At 67.1% G+C, this 16,187-nt stretch carries 12 protein-coding genes; 4 read left to right on the top strand and 8 right to left on the bottom strand.

Annotated elements, in window-relative coordinates; all coding sequences use genetic code 11:
- Window positions 1–2: 2 nt before the first annotated feature.
- Window positions 3–455 (bottom strand): SRPBCC domain-containing protein, encoded by a 453-nt coding sequence (locus AC3WUF_RS17760; protein ID WP_492428061.1) that lies wholly within the window; start codon window positions 453–455, stop codon window positions 3–5.
- 66 nt (window positions 456–521) lie between these two features.
- Between AC3WUF_RS17760 and AC3WUF_RS17755 the strand changes: the two genes are divergently transcribed.
- Window positions 522–1,511 (top strand): quinone oxidoreductase family protein, encoded by a 990-nt coding sequence (locus tag AC3WUF_RS17755; protein ID WP_492428059.1) that lies wholly within the window; start codon window positions 522–524, stop codon window positions 1,509–1,511.
- A gap of 138 nt (window positions 1,512–1,649) precedes the next feature.
- On the opposite strand, the gene AC3WUF_RS17750 is transcribed toward AC3WUF_RS17755, so the two are convergent.
- From AC3WUF_RS17750 to AC3WUF_RS17740, 3 genes are read right to left on the bottom strand one after another with little or no spacing between them, the layout of a single operon-like run.
- Window positions 1,650–3,092 carry an alpha/beta hydrolase domain-containing protein gene (locus AC3WUF_RS17750; protein WP_492428057.1) on the bottom strand — a complete coding sequence of 481 codons (1,443 nt, stop codon included), beginning with the start codon at window positions 3,090–3,092 and terminating at the stop codon, window positions 1,650–1,652.
- On the bottom strand, window positions 3,093–4,583 hold the full coding sequence (locus AC3WUF_RS17745) for a class I adenylate-forming enzyme family protein (protein WP_492428055.1): 1,491 nt from the start codon (window positions 4,581–4,583) through the stop codon (window positions 3,093–3,095).
- A 28-nt stretch (window positions 4,584–4,611) separates the two neighbouring features.
- A complete protein-coding gene (locus tag AC3WUF_RS17740; RefSeq protein ID WP_492428053.1) occupies window positions 4,612–4,926 on the bottom strand; it encodes a hypothetical protein in 315 nt (104 codons plus the stop codon).
- A 230-nt stretch (window positions 4,927–5,156) separates the two neighbouring features.
- On the opposite strand from AC3WUF_RS17740, the gene AC3WUF_RS17735 reads away from it, so the two are divergent.
- The 3 genes from AC3WUF_RS17735 (at window position 5,157) to AC3WUF_RS17725 (ending at window position 11,045) form a co-directional block, all read left to right on the top strand.
- Window positions 5,157–7,373, top strand: a complete 2,217-nt coding sequence (locus tag AC3WUF_RS17735; protein WP_492428051.1) for a peptidase M19 — start codon at window positions 5,157–5,159, stop codon at window positions 7,371–7,373.
- Window positions 7,374–7,483: 110 nt separating this feature from the next.
- A complete protein-coding gene (locus tag AC3WUF_RS17730) occupies window positions 7,484–8,938 on the top strand; it encodes a hypothetical protein (protein ID WP_492428049.1) in 1,455 nt (484 codons plus the stop codon).
- 58 nt (window positions 8,939–8,996) lie between these two features.
- Complete coding sequence (locus tag AC3WUF_RS17725) at window positions 8,997–11,045, top strand: M13 family metallopeptidase (RefSeq protein WP_492428047.1); 2,049 nt, start codon at window positions 8,997–8,999, stop codon at window positions 11,043–11,045.
- A 146-nt stretch (window positions 11,046–11,191) separates the two neighbouring features.
- Here the strand turns inward: AC3WUF_RS17725 and AC3WUF_RS17720 are convergent, their stop codons facing one another.
- The 4 genes from AC3WUF_RS17720 to AC3WUF_RS17705 form a co-directional block, all read right to left on the bottom strand.
- A complete protein-coding gene (locus tag AC3WUF_RS17720; protein ID WP_492428045.1) occupies window positions 11,192–12,175 on the bottom strand; it encodes an alpha/beta hydrolase in 984 nt (327 codons plus the stop codon).
- Window positions 12,176–12,296: 121 nt separating this feature from the next.
- Complete coding sequence (locus AC3WUF_RS17715) at window positions 12,297–13,466, bottom strand: thiolase C-terminal domain-containing protein (protein ID WP_492428043.1); 1,170 nt, start codon at window positions 13,464–13,466, stop codon at window positions 12,297–12,299.
- Window position 13,467: 1 nt separating this feature from the next.
- Window positions 13,468–13,908 carry a Zn-ribbon domain-containing OB-fold protein gene (locus AC3WUF_RS17710; RefSeq protein WP_492428041.1) on the bottom strand — a complete coding sequence of 147 codons (441 nt, stop codon included), beginning with the start codon at window positions 13,906–13,908 and terminating at the stop codon, window positions 13,468–13,470.
- A 115-nt stretch (window positions 13,909–14,023) separates the two neighbouring features.
- The gene (locus AC3WUF_RS17705; protein ID WP_492428039.1) at window positions 14,024–16,153 is read right to left on the bottom strand and encodes a TonB-dependent receptor family protein; all 2,130 of its coding nucleotides are present in this window, start codon (window positions 16,151–16,153) and stop codon (window positions 14,024–14,026) included.
- Window positions 16,154–16,187: the final 34 nt, after the last annotated feature.

The following is a 16,187-nucleotide window of genomic DNA, read 5'->3' as shown; positions in this document are numbered from 1 at the left end:
GCTTACTTCTTGGGCTGCCTCTGCGCCCAGAGCTTTTCCGCGCGCGCCTTGACGGCGTCGGTCATGCCGGAGAAGCCGGCTTCAAGCTTGGAGCGGAACAGAGCGAGCACGATGTGGCGCATCCAGCCCTTGAGGAAGAAGTACGAGCGGTAGCGCGAACGCACCGGGGTCAGCGCTTCGATGTCGTGCGAGCGGAAGCTCGACAGCGTGCCCGGCACCGGCTTCATCTGGTACGCGAAACGGCGGCCTTCGTCGAACTCCAGCATCCACTCGCGCTGCTGCTGCGGCTTGGCCATCAGCTTGACGGTCATGTCGATCGGATCGCCCGGCTGGAGCGTCGATTCGCACTTGAGGCAGAACGGATTCCATTCCGGATAGCGCTTCAGATCGCTGATGACTTCCCAGACGATGCTGGCCGGCGCGTTGATCTCGACGGTCTTTTCGATGACGAACATGGACAGGTTCCGGACGTGTTGCGGATGATGCGCGGAATAGTATTCGACTTTGCCAGGAGTATCCGCATGAATCTGCCGTCCGAAACCCACGCGATTGTCTTCGACAAGGCCGGCGGCCCGGAGGTGCTGCGCTGGCAGGCGGTGCCGCTCAAGCCGCCGGCACCCGGCGAGGTCACGATCGAGAACAAGGCCTGCGGCCTGAACTACATCGACACCTATCACCGCAGCGGCCTGTATCCGGTGAATCTGCCGTCGGGGATCGGCCTGGAAGGCGCGGGCGTGGTCCGCGCGCTCGGCGAAGGGGTGACATCGCTCCAGATCGGCGACCGCATCGCCTACTGCACCGGGCCGCTCGGCGCGTACGCGCAGTGGCGCAACCTGCCGGCCGACAAGGCGGTGCGGGTTCCGGACGCGATCAACGATGTCACCGCCGCGTCGATGATGCTGCAGGGCATGACCGCCGAATACCTGATCCGCCGCACCTACGAGGTGAAGGCCGGCGACTGGGTGCTGTTTCATGCTGCGGCCGGCGGCGTCGGCTCGATCGCCGTGCAGTGGCTGAAGCATCTCGGCGCGAAAGTGATCGGCACCGCGGGCGGCGCGGAGAAATGCGCGACGGTGAAAGCGCTCGGCGCCGATCACGCGATCGACTATCGCAGCGAGGACTGGGTCAAGCGGGTCAAGGACATCACCGCTGGCAAGGGCGTGCAGGTCGTCTACGACGGCGTCGGCAAGGACACTTTCCTGGCGTCGATGGACTGCCTGCGGCCGCGCGGCTTTCTCGTTACCTATGGCAATGCGTCGGGACCGGTGCCGGCGATCGAACCGTTGATCCTGTCGCAGAAGGGTTCGATCTACCTGACGCGGCCGACGTTGTTCGCCTACACCGGCACGCGCGCCGAGCTGGAGCTGTCGGCGCAGGCGGTGATGGATGTGGTGGCGAAAGGGATCGTGAAGATCGCGGTCAATCATCGCTATCCGTTGGCGGAGGCGGCGCAGGCGCATCGGGATCTGGAGGCGCGCAAGACGACGGGGTCTGTGGTGTTGATGCCTTGAGGTGAAGAGCTGAAGTTCCCTCTCCCCGCCTGCGGGGAGAGGGCTAGGGTGAGGGGCGGGCTGAGACCGCGCGCTTCTTTTCCGACAGGCCCCTCACCCCAACCCTCTCCCCTCGTTGAGGGGAGAGGGAGTAAGAGTTCAGTCGCAGCTCCGCGCCCCCGCCTCACTCCAGCGATTCGCCGCACCCTCGACCCGCTGCATCAGATCGACCGCCTCCGGCTCCAGCATGAAGCCGTCCGCCACCGACGCCGCCGTCGCCGCCTTCATCCGGCAGTAGTAATCGGCATGCGTCGGATAGCGCTGCTGCAGCTTCGCGGCGCCGAACGGAATCGTGATGCCACCGAGATCACAGACATCGGAGCGATAGCTGGCGACCGGCTCGGTCATCGGCGGCAGGCGAATCCCGCCCAGCGCATTGCCATCCTCGTCGCGCGCCAGTTTTCCTGACTCGTCGAACTGGAAGCGCTCGCCCTGCGGCGGTTCTTCACCGCTGCGCAGCCAGCGATCGAGATAGTGGATCGCCGCCATCACGGAATAGCGCAGCGGAAACTGCGTGCCTTCGACGATGCAGACGTACTGGCCCGGATCGAAATGCTCGCCGTAGTTGCCAGCGTAGCCATGAAATTCGGCATCGGCGGCGCCGGCACGCTGCAGGTGCGCGACCGCACGCAACGATTGTGCAAGCACCTGGTGCGTGCCGATCCAGAAATCCTGATGCGCAGCGCCGGCGATTTCCCACAGCCGGTAGTTGCGCGTGATGTTCGGCGCGTCAGGACTGGCCTCGCGCTCGCTGAGCAGCTGGATCGTCGGCACGACCGGGTCAGCCGGATACTGCTTCTCGCCGCTGCCGTCGGCGTGGACGAGGAACGCGTCGATGACGCGTGCCTGCGGCTGCACCTCGATCAGGTAATCGCGCAGCCGCGTGCCCGACTGCGACTGTCCGACGGCGATCACGCGCCGCACCGGCAGGCCGCCCATCGGATCGACCTCGGGTGGTTTCTTGAACGCCTGCGCGATCTGCGAAAACATCTCGAACGCGTAGTCGTCGCCCGGATGATCGAGCGCGGCGTAGCGCACCGGGTCCCAGGCCTTCGGTGTCAGCAGCGGCAGACAGCAGACGCCGGCGGACTGCGCGCTGACATGAACGTAGGCGTAGCCGTCGCGCTCAAGCAGCTCATGCGCTTCGAGCGTGTCGACTGCGTTCTCGAACTGCGCGGTGACGTTGACCCAGTCGAGCACGACGGTACCGTTGAAGCGCGCCGCATCGGCAGGCCGGCGGACGATGATGCGCGTCGTATACGGCGCAGCCTGCGCCGGATCGCTGTGATTCTTCGCGGTGCCAGAGATGAAGAACTCTTCCTCGACGTAGCCGAGGTCGCTGAGCTTGTACCAGCTGTCCCACAAGGGATGACCGTAGAGGCCGGCATCGCCGATCGGTCCGCTGACGGTGGGTACTGGCACGGTGCTGGCACCACCGGCGCCGCCACCGCCACTGTTCGTCGGTTCGTCGTCGCTGCCGCAGGCGGCGATGCAGGCCGCGGCGAGCATCAGCAATGCGCGCGCGGCCTGCGGGGAGCGCACTTACACAAACTCCTGCCGGATCACACGCCGCAGCACCTTGCCGGTTTCGTTGTACGGCAGCGCGTCCTTGAAGACGATGCGCTGCGGCACGCGCGAGGAGCGCAGCTTGGCCTTGACCAGTTCCTGCAGTTCGGCAATCGCGGCATTGGCGCCGCTCTTGAGCACGATCGCAGCGGCAACCGCTTCGCCCCACTGCTCGTCCGGCATCGCGACGCAGGCGCAATCGGCGACCGCCGGATGCGCGAGCAGCACTTCCTCGATCTCGCCCGGCGAGATGTTCTCGCCGCCGCGGACGATGACGTCGTCGGCACGGCCGTCGAGGAACAGATAACCCTCGGCATCGAGGAAGCCGCGATCCTTGGTCGGGAACCAGCCGTCGGCATCGAGCTGCGAACCCAGCGACAGGTACTCGCCCGACACCTGCGGCCCGCGCACGAACACCAGACCGGCTTCTTCGGAGCCCAGTACGGTGCCGGACTCGTCACGGATTTCGATCTCGACCGCAGCCGGCTTGCCGACCGAGCCGAGGCGGCGGCGCACCGCCGGATCGCTGCTGGCCGCGGCGGCGCGGTGATCGTCCGGCCCGAGCACGGCGACCGTCGAGCTGGTTTCCGTCAGCCCGTAGGCGTTCGTGAAGTCGACGCTCGGGAACAGCTGCATCGCCTTCTCGATCGTCGTCAGCGGCATCTTGCCGCCGCCGTAGGCGAGCGCGCGCAGCGCCGGCAGATTTGGTGCTTCGTCGTTCGCCGCCAGATGATCGACGACGCGCTGCAGCATCGTCGGCACGAGGAAGGCGTTGCTGACCGATTCGCTGCGCACTGCGTTGAGCCACGCGGCGGCGTCAAAGTTCTCGAGCTGCACCATGCGCCGGCAGGCGTAGGTCGAGCTCAGCACCGCCGAGATGCCGGCGATGTGGTACGGCGGCACGGTGACGACGATCGCGTCGTTCTCGTCGGCCGACGCAAACTCGACCGTGCCCATGATGTAGGACATCAGGTTCTCGTGGCGCAGGATCGCCGCCTTCGGCTTGCCGGTCGTGCCGCTGGTAAACAGCTGCACGGCAATTGCGCGCGGGTCCTCTTCCGGCACCGGCGGCTCGCGCTCCTGCAGCTCCAGCGCCTCGAACACCGTCGTGTCGATCAGCTTGAGCCCATCGTTCGGCTCGATCAGGCTGCGGTACTCGGGACCGACGATCACAAAGGCCGGCGTCACGCGCGCGAGCAGCTCGTTGATCTCGGGCTTGGTCAGGCGATAGTTGAGCGGCACATACGGCACGCCGGCATAGGCGGCCGCGAAGATCGCGATCGGCGCCGCCGGACCCGTCACGTCAAGCATCGCGACGTACTGCGCGCCGCTTTCCTTGATGTGCGCGGCGGCGGCCTGGGCGGCAGCGCGCATCGTCGCGTAGTCCCAGCGCTCGTCGGCGTTGACCACGCCAATGCGGTCGCCGAAGGCCTCGGCGGCCATGTCGAGAATGGTCGAGATGTTCATCGCTTATCGAGTCGCTGAAGCCGGGTGATCAGTCGGAGGACGGCAGCTGCTTGGCCTGCTTGACCTCGAGCGCGGTGCCGTTGACCGCGAGCGAGCCCTTGCCACCCTTGGTGCACAGCAGTTCGATCGATTCGTCGGCATTGACGTAGCGCTTGCCGATCAGCGTGCCGGCGGCCTGCGCCTCGTCCAGCGCCAGACCGGCCGGCGCGGTGGCCGTGCCACCGACCATCTCGGCGCCGCCGCAGCGCAGATCGAAATCACCGGCCGGGGCCTTGACGACCATCACCTGCGTATCACACACCGCGCTCTTGAAGCGCGAGCCGGCCTTGAGTGCCAGTCCCATGGGTTTCTCCAACGTTCCGAAATTCTTGAGGGTCGCCAGTATGCCGCCCAGCGGCGTACGGGCATGGTGGCGACTCTAGGCCAGCCCGGCGCATGTTGCCCCGTCCACTTGTAGGAGGGCAGGCCCACTGCGCTGTGGGTCAAAGCTACCCGTCGCCCCCGGCAAGACCCCGGGAGATAATGGCGCGAGCCGGACTTTCGATCCGGCCGATCAGAACGAGCGAGGAGACCATGAGAATCACGACAGCCTGCGGCCTGCTGGCCGCGATGGGCGTTGCCGGCCTGCTGGCCGGCTGCGGATCGAGCAGCGCCGTCAACGGCGGCAGCAACCCCACACCGACCCCGGCGCCCACCAGCGCGGCGGTCGTGTCGCGCTACGACATGGCCAATCGCTGCTTTGCGATCAAGGCCGGCAGCGCGTACATCGCGCGCAGCGGCGACGGCTATGCCGCAAATACCGACAGCGCCGCCGGCGCCGAGCCGTTCTTCATGAAGCCGGCCGGCCTCGGCCGCTATCTGTTCTACAGCCGCGACGCGCGCCTGATGACCGGCAGCGGCAGCAGCGTGACCGCCGAAGCAACGCCGCAGGACGGCGCCGACTGGACCGTCGACGGCGACCAGAACGCCTTCACCGCAACCGCGCTCGGTTCGCCGCTGTCGGTCGGCACTGACGGTACGCTGGCGCTCGGCGGCAACGCAGCCCTGCTCAGCTTCGAGAGCGCGTCCGGCTGCACCGAATACCCGGAGATGCCGATCGGCATCGGCAAGACCTATCGCGGCCCCGCGGTCGGCCAGCCGGTGATCGGATTTGCCGAGGTGCATTCGCACATGGGCATGGGCTCCGACATGTCGGATGGCACCGGCGACCGCGGGCCGTCGGCCGGCGGCGTGCTCTACGGCCAGGCGATCAACCGCTTCGGCGCGCCGGTCGCGCTCGACAACTGCATCGCGATGCACGGTCCGGAGGGCATCCTCAGCGCCGAGAACATCATCCTCGATACCGATCCGACGCAGACCCACGACACGGTCGGCTGGCCGTCGTTCATCGACTGGCCGAAGCGCGATTCGCAGCTGCACCAGCAGATGTACTACCGCTGGGTCGAGCGCGCCTACCGCGCCGGCCTGCGCACGATGACGATCCACGGCACGACGATCGAGGCGCTGTGCAACATCGCCAAGCTGACCGTCGGCGACAAGACCGCGGACTGCGTCGACATGGGCGTCGGCACCAAGCAGGTCGAATACCTGTACGACATCGAGAAGTACGTCGATGCGCAGGAAGGCGGCCCCGGCAAGGGCTGGTTCCGCATCGTCAAGGATCCGGCGCAGGCGCGCAGCGTGATCGCCGACGGCAAGCTCGCGGTGATTCCGGGCCTGGAGTTCTCCAACCTGTTCCACTGCCGCGTGCAGTTCAATCCGCTCGGCGAGACCAGCGACTGCACCCGCGAGGACATCGACCGCGAGATCGACGAGGCCTGGGAGCTCGGCATCCGCCAGGTGTTCCCGTACCACGACGTCGACAGCGCGCTCGGCGGCACCGGCATCTTCAGCTCGATCCTCAACTACGTCGGCTTCACCGACACACGCGGCTTCTGGAAGACCTATCCCTGCGAAGACGGCGGCGAAGGCCCGACTTATTTCTACGAGGCCGGCGCGGTGATGGAAACCGCGGCGCTGACCGAATTCAGCGATCCGATCACGCAGGCGATCACCGATTTCACCAGCGCCGGCGGCTTGCTGCCGGTCTACGGCCCGGGCCGCCAGTGCAATGCGCGCACCGTGACCGACCTCGGCAAGTACGCGATCGACAAAATCATGAAGAAGGGCTTCATCCTCGACATCGACCACGCCGAGATCAAGAGCAAGCAGTACATGCTCGACGAAGGCGCGAAGACCACGCCGGATTACCCGATGATCTCCGGCCACGGCGGCCACGGCGGCATCAGCAATGCGCAGGCGGTGCAGATCGTCCAGCAGGGCGGCATCATTTTCCCGTCGCTGCCCAACGGCAAGAACTACGTCGGCTTCCTCGAGAAGCTCAAGCCGATCTGGGAAATGAGCGGCACGGACCGCCCGCTGTCGATCGGTTACGGCGCCGACTCCAACGGCCTGCACAACCTGCCGACCCCGCGCGGCGCCGACAGCGAACCGATCCAGTATCCGTTCACGCTGTTCCAGGGCGAAGGCTGGGGTCCGCAGTTCGCGGCGGCCGGCATCGAGCCGGTCACCGTCGAGATGCTGAGCATCCCCGGCGGCAAGACCTGGAACATGGACGAGGAAGGCATGGCGCACTACGGCCTGACCGCGGATATCGTCGAGGAAATCCGCATCGAGGGCGGCGTCGAGGCGACAGATGCGTTCTTCAACTCGGCCGAGACCTTCCTGCAGCTGTGGGAACAGACCGAGCGGGCGTCGGTGTCGGCGCGGACCTTGCCGTCGCCGCCGTGATGCCGGCCCGCAACCTTCCGTAGGCTGGGATGAAGCGGAAGCGAATCCCAGCTGGCGGCGGCACTGCGCTGGGATTCGCTGCGCTCCATCCCAGCCTACGGCGGTATCGCTTGATCGGCACAGGTGCGCTGCTGCTTGGCCTGCCGCTCAGCGCCGCAGCCCATGGCTTCGGCCGCCTGTACAACCTGCCGGTGCCGTTCTGGCTCTACGCCTGGACGGCATCGGCAGCGCTGCTGCTGTCGTTCCTGATCGCCGCGTGGTTTGCGACCTCGCCGGCGCCTGCGGTCAGCACGTCGATCGCATCAGGCAGCGATCCCGGCCTGCGCTGGCTGCGCCGCCTGCGCGTGCCCTTGCAGATCTTCAGCGTCGCGCTGCTCGTGCTGTGCATCGTCAGCGGGCTGATCGGCAACCGCGATCCGCAGCGCAACTTCAACATGACGTTCTTCTGGGTGCACTTCGTGCTCGGCGTCAGTTATCTCAGCGCGCTGTTCGGCAACTTCTACGCCGCGCTCGGCCCGCAGCGCGCGCTCGCCGAGTGGATCGGCAAGCTCTGGCGCGGCTACGCTGACGGACGCGTCCGCTATCCGCAGCAACTCGGCGACACGCCGGCGCTGCTGATCTATCTCACGTTCATCGGCTTCGAGCTGTTCGGCAACAGCAAGCCCCACTCATTGTCGGTCGCAATGCTCGGCTACACGCTGCTGTCGCTGTGCGGCGTCTGGCTCGTCGGCCTGCGTTCCTGGTTCCAGCACTGCGATGCGTTCAGCGTGTTCCTGCGTCTGCTCGCACTGATCGCACCGATCGACTACCGGCCGGCGGATCGTGTCGGCGCCCACGGCACGCTGCGCTGGCGCATGCCGTTCAGCGGCCTGCTCACCGAGCGCCCGCAGCAGCTCAGCACCGTGCTGTTCATCCTCGCGATGCTGTCGACGACCGCATTCGACGGCCTGCGCGCGACGCAGAGCTGGGTGTTCTGGTTCTGGAGCGACCCGAGCGGCCTCGTCACCGCCGCGCTGGGCGGCAAGCCGTACAGCCAGCTCGCGCATGCGCTCGACGTCTACCGGATCTGGGAAAGTGCGTGGCTGCTTGCGTCATCACTGCTGTACTTCGCGTTCTACTGCAGCCTGCTGTGGCTCGGCGGGCAGCTCGCCGGCAGCCGCCGCAGCACGCGCGAGCTGGCGCTGGACTTCGCCTGCACGCTGCTGCCGATCGCGCTGGTCTACAACCTCACGCACTACTCGACGCTGATCCTGACCCAGGGCCTGAAGATCGTCAGCCTCGCGTCAGACCCGTTCGGCTGGAACTGGAACCTGTTCGGCACCGCCTGGAAACTGCGCGCGCCGATTCTGCCGGACATGGGCTGGGTCTGGCACAGCCAGGTCGGCCTGATCCTCGCCGGCCATCTGCTCAGCATCTGGCTGGCCCACCGCGTCGCGCTGCGCGTGTTCGACACGCCGCGCCAGGCGCTGCTCAGCCAGCTGCCGATGCTGGCGATCATGATGGCCTTCACCGTGTCCGGCTTGTGGATCATCGCCCAGCCGCTGACTGCCGAACTGATGCGCTGAAGCGCCGAGGCGGCAAAATCCGGGAGTAGACTGCGCCATCGTTCTGCCGGAGTTCCCGATGCGCCCGTTCCGGATCGCCGCCCTCGCCGCGTCGCTGTCGCTAATCCTCGGCCATGCCGCCGCGCAGACCGACACGCCGCTGACCGCGCTGCCGTACACGCCGAGCCTCGATCTCGCCGCGATGGATCAGACCGCGAACGCCTGCGAGGACTTCTACCAGTACGCCTGCGGCGGCTGGATGCAGCGCAATCCGATACCGGCCGACGAGAACGGCTGGAGCGTCTACGGCAAGCTCTACGCGGAGAACCAGCGCTACCTGTGGGGCCTGCTCGACGCGATGAGCCGCGACAGCGCCGCGAGTGGCGACCGCCGCAAGCTCGGCGATTACTTCGCCGCCTGCATGGACGAAGCGGCGATCGAAGCGCGCGGCGTCGAGCCGCTGCTCGACCTGCTGAATCGCATCGCTGCGCTCGAATCCACTGCTCAAATCCCGGCCCTGCTCGCCGAGCTGCACCTCGCCACTGATGGCGACGACTTCCTGTTCGCGTTCGGCGCGAGCCAGGATCTCGACGACGCGACGCGGATGATCGCCGCAATCGACCGCGGCGGCCTCGGCCTGCCGGATCGCGCGGACTACTTCGATACCGATGCCAAGTCGATCGGCGTGCGCGCCGCCTATCGCGACCATGTGCAGCGCATGCTCGGCCTGCTCGGCGGCGCGGAGGCGGCGGCGGGGCGCAATGCCGACCGCGTCCTGCAGCTCGAAACGCGCCTGGCGGCGGCGCAGCTGACCGTCGTCGAACGCCGCGATCCTTACCAGCTCAAGCACAAGCTCGGTCTCAAAGCACTCCAGCAGCTGACGCCGCATTTCGACTGGGCGGCGTACCTGAAGGCACTCAGCCGTCCGCAGCTCGCGGAGTTCAATGTCGCCGAGCCGGCGTACTTGCGCGCGCTCGATGGCCTGCTCGCCGACACGCCGCTGGCCGACTGGAAGGCCTACCTGCGCTGGCATCTCGTCAACGACCGCGCCGCGCTGCTGCCCAAGGCCTTCGTCGACGCCGACTTCGCGTTCTACCGCCAGACGCTGCGCGGCGCGCAGCAGCTCTCGCCGCGCTGGAAGCGCTGTGTCGACCTGACCGATACCCAGCTCGGCGAAGCGCTCGGCCGCGAGTTCGTCGAACGCAATTTCAGCCCGGAACTCAAAGCAAGCACGCAGAAGATGGCCCAGCAGATCAGCGAGGCGATGCGCGCGGAGATCGGCCAGCTCGATTGGATGAGCGCGCCGACCAAGAAGAAGGCCATCGAGAAGCTCGACACGGCCGTCAACAAGATCGGCTATCCGGACCGCTGGCGCGACTACGGCGCGCTGGCGATCGAGCGCGACGACTTCGCCGGCAACGCCGTGCGCGGCCACGTCTTCGAGAGCCGCCGGCAGCTCGACAAGATCGGCAAGCCGGTCGATCGCGGCGAATGGGGCATGACGCCGCCGACCGTTAACGCCTACTACGACCCGCAGATGAACGACATCAACTTCCCGGCCGGCGTGCTGCAGCCGCCGCTGTACGACGCGCGCATGGACGCCGCGCCGAACTACGGCAACACCGGCGCAACGATCGGCCACGAGCTGACGCATGGCTTCGACGACGAGGGCCGCCAGTTCGACGCGCGCGGCAATCTGCGCGACTGGTGGGGCAAGAAGGACGGCGCCGCATTCGAGCAGCGCGCACAATGCGTCATCGATCAATACGCGCAGTACACGGTGATCGACGACATCAAGATCAACAGCGAACTGACCGCCGGCGAAGACATCGCCGACCTCGGCGGCCTCGTGCTCGCCTGGATCGCCTGGCAAGCCGAGACGATGAACCAGCGCCTCGCGCCGGTCGATGGCCTGACGCCATCACAGCGCTTCTTCGTCGGCTATGCGCAATGGGCCTGCGAGAACGAACGGCCGGAAAACCAGCGCCTGCGTGCACGCACCAACCCGCATTCGCCGGGGCGCTATCGCGTCAATGGATTGATGCCGAACATGCCTGAGTTTGCGGCGGCGTTCAGCTGCAAGGCGGGGCAGGCGATGGTGAAGGAGAAGCCTTGCAAGGTGTGGTGAGGTAGAGGTCCGCTGCGGTCTCTCGATACACCGCGCTGCGCGCGGCACTCGAGACGAACGGGCCTTTAGGTTTGCGGCGGATTCAACAAAACTCCGTTCGTCTCGAGTGCCTGCGAAGCAGGCGTATCGAGAGACCGGCACTAACCTCAGCCCAGCACCGTCTCCGCCCACAGCGCCAAGCGATCGAACAGCGCCGTGCGGGCCGGAAACAGAAAATGACTGTGCCCGGTCTCCGGCAGGATCTGCAGCGTCACGTCGAAGCTCGCCGGGAACGCCGCCGGCACCTGATGCGTCGGCCCGACCATGTCGCGTTCGCCGATGCCGAGGAACACCGGGCAGCGGATCGTCGCCGCCTCCATGCCGACATTGTTCGGCAGCATCGACAGCACCGCCGGCACCGGCAGCACGCAGTCGGTCGCGCGCTTGAGTGCGGCAACGCCGCGCGGATCGGCCTTGCGGCTGCCGAATAGGTCGGCGTTGCCGCCGTTGCCCGCACCGCCGTTTCCGCCGCCGCGGTGGATCACCGGATACGGTTTGCCGAACATCTTGCGCGCGGCATCGACCAGTTGCGGTCGCGCCGCGACCGGATCGCCGAGTTCCTTGAGCGCTGGCGGCAGGTACTCCGGCAGGCCGCGCGTCGAGAAGCCGAGGACGACGATCGCTTCGTGCTGTGACGCGGCGTGCTGCTGCAGCACGGTCAGCATCGCGCCCATCGAGTGACCGACGCCGATGCTGCGCAGCCCCGGCACGGCCGGCACGTCGGCACGCAGCTCGCCATTGCGCAGTTGCGTCAGCAGCTGCGTCGTCGCGTTCGCATTGGCCTGAACCAGCACTTCGGCGGTCAGCTGCCAGCCGTCCTGCGGCTTCGTGCTGTCGCCGAGGCCGAGATGATCGAGCGCGGCGACGATGAAGCCACGCGCGCATAGCTGCGCGGCGAACGAGAAGCTGTCGTCGCCATCGTCAGGCTGCAAATCGTAGTAGTGGCGGTTCATGTTGCCGCCGGGCAGGCACACCAGCAGCGCCGGCGCCGCGAGCGGCTCGGCCGGCAGCCAGACGCTCGCGGCGACCTGCACGCAGGTTTCGCCAGAGAGCGCGATACCAGCATCTAACTTGAGATGGATAGGGTCCATGCCGCGCTCTGAAAATCCAAACCGTCATTCCCGCGAAAGCGGGAATCCAGGGCGGAGAGCGCACGCCTTCTAACCCTGGATGCCCGCCTTCGCGGGCATGACGGCAAATAGAAAAGCTTCCTTACGCCTTGCCGATCACCGCACCGGCCATGCCCGACGACAGCAGCACATGGTTCACTGGCTTGCCGACCTGATTCACCGACGTCCCACGCACTTGGCGCACGCCCTCGGCCATGCTGTTCATGCCATGGATGTACGCTTCGCCGGCGAGACCGCCATGCGTGTTGGTCGGGATCGCGCCGTCGATCGCCATGCCGCCGGCCTTGACGAACGCCGCCGCTTCGCCCGGCTTGCAGAAACCGAAGGCTTCAAGCTGCAGCAGCACGTGCGGGCTGAAGGCGTCATAGAGCATCGCCGCCTGCATGTCCGACGGCGCGAGGCCGGTCATGTCCCACAAGCGCTTGGCGACACCCTTGGCCTCGGGCATCACGGTCATGTCGTCGTGGTGGAAGTTGGCGATGACTTCAACATTGAACGGAATCGACTGGCAGGCACCGAGAATCTGCACCGGCGGCTGCTTGAGATCGCGCGCGCGCTCAAGGCTGGTGACGAGGAAGGCCACGCCGCCGTCGCTTTCCTGGCAGCAGTCGAGCAAACGCAGCACCGGCTCCATGATCCACTTGGAGTTCTGGTGATCCTCGACGGTGATCGGCTTGTTGTAGAACCAGGCGTTCGGATTGGTCGCCGCGTACTTGCGCTGCTGCACGCAGACGTGCGCCAGATCGGCGTTGCTCAGGCCGTACTTCCACATATAGCGCTGCGCCTGCAGCGCGCCCCAGCTGGCCGGCGTCATCGCGCCGAACGGGATGTTCCACAGCAGCGTGCCGGTGCCGTGGCCGCCGCTGTAGCCCTGCATGTTGTTCGGGTTCTGGCCAAAGCGATACTGCGAGCGCTCGTTCATCGCGCGCCAGATCAGCACGTTCTTGCAGACGCCGGCATTGACCAGTGCCATCGCCTGGAAGATCGTCGCCGCCGCGGCAGCGCCGCCGCCGGGGATGCGCGTCGTGTACGCCAGATCACGCACGCCGAGGCAGCGCGCGAGTGTAATCTCATCGCTGTTGTCGATCGTGAACGTGATCATGCCGTCGATGTCGCGCGGATCGACGCCGGCATCCTGACAGGCCGCCAGCGAGCATTCGGCCGCCAGCTGCAGTTCGGTACGGCCGGATTCCTTGGAGAATTCGGTGGCGCCAATGCCGGCAATGGCTGCTTCTACAAATTTGCGCGCCATGTTATTGGCCCCTCGCCTTGAACACAGGCACCTTGTGGTTGTTCATCGTCGGCTCGAACGTCACTTCGACCGCCATGTCCTGCTTCATGTCTTCGATCTTGACGCCGACGACGTTGGACACGAAGCGCGTGCCCTCCTGCAGCTCGATCACTGCCACGATCGGCGCCTCGCGGAAGCCGAATGGCGGCGGATGACGCGGCACGGTCCAGGAGTGCACGGTGCCGTAGCCGGACAGCTTCACGTACTCGCGCTTGAGGCTGTGGCAATACGGGCACATCGGCCGCGGCGGGAAGCGGAACTTGCCGCAGTCGCTGCACTTCTCGCCGATGAATTCCTCGCGGTCCGCCGCCTCCCAGAACTCCTTGGCGTCAGGGGTGACGATGGGCGCGATGCGCGTGGGCTTGGGCGCGGCTGCCGGCGTGCTACCGGATTCTGCGGTCATGGCTGTGGTCCGTTCGGGCTATGGCCCAAGATAGCCGCGGCCGCCGGCCAGTGGCCTGACTCATTTGGGTGAGTCAGGCTCAGCAACGGGTTCATCCGGGCAACGGCGCCGCAGCTCAGCCGCCGTAGTTCAGCTCGAAACCGCCGAACACGCCGGCGCCGGCACCCGGCTCGAAGTATCGGCCATTGCTCTCGTTGACGATCACCGAGCCGGCGTACTCGCGATCGAACAGGTTTTCGCCGCGCAGGTACGCGCGCCAGCGGCCCCAGCTCGCCGGCTGGCTGTAGATCAGCCGTGCGCCGGTGACGGCATACGACGGCGCGGCATCGCTGTTGACGTCGTCGACCGCGACGTCGTCGACATAGCGCAGATCGACGAGCGCCGAGAAGCCGGCCTTTGCATGCCGGCGCCAGCCGAACTCGGCATACAGGCTGCGCTGGGCGACGCCCGGCAGGCGGTTGTCCTCGTCGACCGTCACGGTCTGGCCGCGGCTGCTGTAGCTGAAGGCCTTGCGGAAGCGCGCGTCGAGATAGTCGGCCGCGAGATAGGCGCTCCAGTCCGCAGCCAGCGCCCAGTCCAGCGAGGCCTCGACGCCGCGCCGCGCGGTGCCGCCCGGTGCATTCTGGAAGCTGGTGCGGCCGCCGCTGTTGGTCGCCGGCACGATCTCGTCCTCGGTGCGCGTGTCGTAGACCGCGAGCGTCGCGAGGCCGCGCGCGCCGAGCTGCTGCTTCACGCCCAGCTCGACCGTCTCGCTGCGCGCCGCGTCGAGCGCGAAGTTCAGGCCGCTGCTGCCGTCGCTGCGGTACGACAGCTCATTGACCGTCGGCGTCTCGAAGCCCTGGCCCCAGCTCGCGTAGACGCGCCCGGCATCGGCGTAGCGGAACTGCGCCGACAGCGCCGGCGTCGTGCGCGAGAAATCGCGGCTGCCGCTGTCGTCGGGATTGCCGTCGGCGATGTAGTTGTCGTCGGACTCGAATTCCAGATCGCTGTGGCGCAGCGCGCCGACCAGCAGCCACTGCGGCGACGGCGTCCATTCGACGAGCGCGACCTGGTCGAAACCGCTGACCCGGTTGTCCTCGTCGCGGCGCAGCGCACCGCGCACACCGACCTGCTCACCGACAAAGTTCTCATAGCCGCGACGGTCCTCATCGGTCTGCTGTGCCTGCAGGCCGAGGCTCAGCGTCCAGTCGGTCAGCGACACGACGTAGCGCAGCTCCGCACCGTAGCCTTCGCGACCGAGATCGACGACACCGCCGCCATTGCCCGGCTGCGACTGCTGCGTCGCAACCGGAATCGACAGGAACTGCTCGACGTCGCGCGTCGTGCCGTATAGCACCGATTCGATCCGCGACGCGGCGCTCAGCGGCTGGCTGTAACGCAGACCGAGCGTGCGCTCCTCAAGGCTCTTGCGCGTGTTGAATTCGATCGCCGCCGGGTCGGTCTGCTGCGGATCGGCATCGAACTGCTCGCGCGTCAGGCCCAGCGGGTCTTGCGCGTCCGGCTGGGACAGACTGGCCAGCAGCAGCTGCACGCGGCCTTCGCTGCCGACACTCGCGTCGAGCTGGCCGGCGAACTGGGTGCGCTCGGCCTCGCTCTGCGGGCGCGTACCATCGGTCTGCCAGTGCGAAACCTCGGCGCGATAGCCGAGGCGATCCGCGGCGATATCACCGCCGGCGCTGAGGCTGGTGCGCCAGGTGTCGTCGCTGCCGTAGCCAAACTGGGCGCGCAGCTGCGTCGTGTCGGGTGTGCGCTGGCTCCACGCCGAGATCACGCCGCCCGAGGCGTTGCCGTAGGCGTAAGCCAGCGGCCCGCGCAGGATCTCGACGCGGTCGAGCGAAGAAATCAGGAAGCTCGATGACGCGCCCTGGCCGTCCGGCGCGCTGACCGGAATGCCGTCGAGCCGCAGCTGCAATCCGCGCACGCCGAAGGTCGAGCGCGTGCCGAAGCCGCGGCTCTGGATCTGCAGGTCCTGCGCATCGTTGTTGCGCTCGCGCACCGCCAGGCCGGGGACGCGCACGAGGCTCTCGGCGAGCGACAGCTGCGGCTGGCCTTCGCCGAGCGTCTGCGCATCGACGACGGCGACCGCCGCCGGCATATCGAGCTCGCTGCGCGCCTGCAGCGTGCCGCTGACGATGACGGTCGGCAGGCTGACCGGCGCGGCGGCGTCCTCGGCGAGCGCCGGCAACGCCGCGCTCGACAACAGGACGGCAACCGCGACGCGGGATGGCTTCAGGGACTGGCGCATGGATGTCGAGAGCTCTTGCGAAAGAACAACGTTA

Source organism: Fontimonas sp. FW305-C-3, from assembly GCF_058783185.1.
Note: the sequence above shows the minus strand (reverse complement) of the source record. Positions and strands in the feature narration are given on the sequence as shown.